Annotated in this window: 1 protein-coding gene; it reads left to right on the top strand. The window is 47.9% G+C overall.

The window, feature by feature from the left end; translation table 11 throughout:
• Positions 1-63 precede the first annotated feature (63 nt).
• A partial coding sequence (locus AACV20_RS12870) for an IS256 family transposase (RefSeq protein ID WP_170895768.1) occupies positions 64-1,204 on the top strand: 1,141 nt, incomplete at its 3' end.

The raw sequence follows: 1,204 nt of genomic DNA, 5'->3' as shown, positions 1-1,204 counted from the left end.
GAGAGTGTCCTGAATTCTGTGTAACTGTCTAAACTTAAGCCTTAAAGGCTAAGGATGGACAATATGGATAAGAAAGCACTCGAAGCTTTTGCTCGTGAAGCAGCAAAGTCAATTAAGACAGAATCTGATCTTGATGACTTCCGCAAAATGTTAACCAAGGTGACCGTTGAAACGGCGTTAAACGCTGAACTCGATGAGCACCTTGGATATCAAAAACACCAATCTAGAACCAGCTCCAACTCCCGCAATGGCTACTCGGGCAAGTCAATAATCACCGATGATGGAGAAATCGATATCGACGTTCCCCGCGACCGTGAAGCCAGCTTTGAACCTCAACTCGTCCGCAAGCACCAAACTCGATTCCAATCCATGGACGACAAGATATTGAGCTTGTACGCGAAAGGCATGACCACACGTGAAATCGTCGCAACGTTCAAGGAAATGTATGATGCCGATGTCTCGCCAACGCTGATATCAAAAGTAACGGACTCGGTGCTTGAGCAAGTGATTGAATGGCAGTCGCGACCTCTCGACGAAATTTACCCTATCGTCTATCTCGATTGCATCGTGGTTAAGGTGCGTCAAGACAAGCAAGTCATCAACAAAGCGGTCTATCTTGCGTTAGGCGTCAACATGGAAGGCCAAAAAGAGCTGCTCGGCATGTGGCTCTCTGAAACGGAAGGTGCCAAATTCTGGCTTAACGTGCTGACTGAGCTTCAAAACCGTGGGGTAAAAGACATCCTTATCGCTTGCGTTGACGGGCTAAAAGGCTTTCCTGACGCCATCAACACTGCGTTCCCAGAGACGCAAATACAGCTCTGTATCGTCCACATGGTGCGAAACTCGGTCAAGTACGTCCCTTGGAAAGACTATAAAGCGGTGACGACTGACCTGAAGAAAATCTACCAATCAGCCACAGAAGATGAGGCTCTGCTGGCTCTAGCGCAGTTCTCTGACCGATGGGATAGTAAGTATCCTCAAATCAGTCGCTCTTGGACGGCGCATTGGGACAACCTCAACACCCTGTTTAACTACCCAGAGGATATTCGCCGAGCCATTTACACGACTAACGCCATTGAATCCCTCAACAGCGTTATTAGAAAAGCGATTAAGAAGCGCAAGCTCTTCCCAACGGATGAATCAGCTAGAAAGGTGATCTACCTGGCTATCCGAGATGCTTCCAAGAAATGGACGATGCCGATCA

It is taken from the genome of Vibrio sp. B4-6, assembly GCF_963888245.1.
Taxonomy (GTDB): Bacteria; Pseudomonadota; Gammaproteobacteria; order Enterobacterales; family Vibrionaceae; genus Vibrio; species Vibrio anguillarum.
Note: the sequence above shows the minus strand (reverse complement) of the source record. Positions and strands in the feature narration are given on the sequence as shown.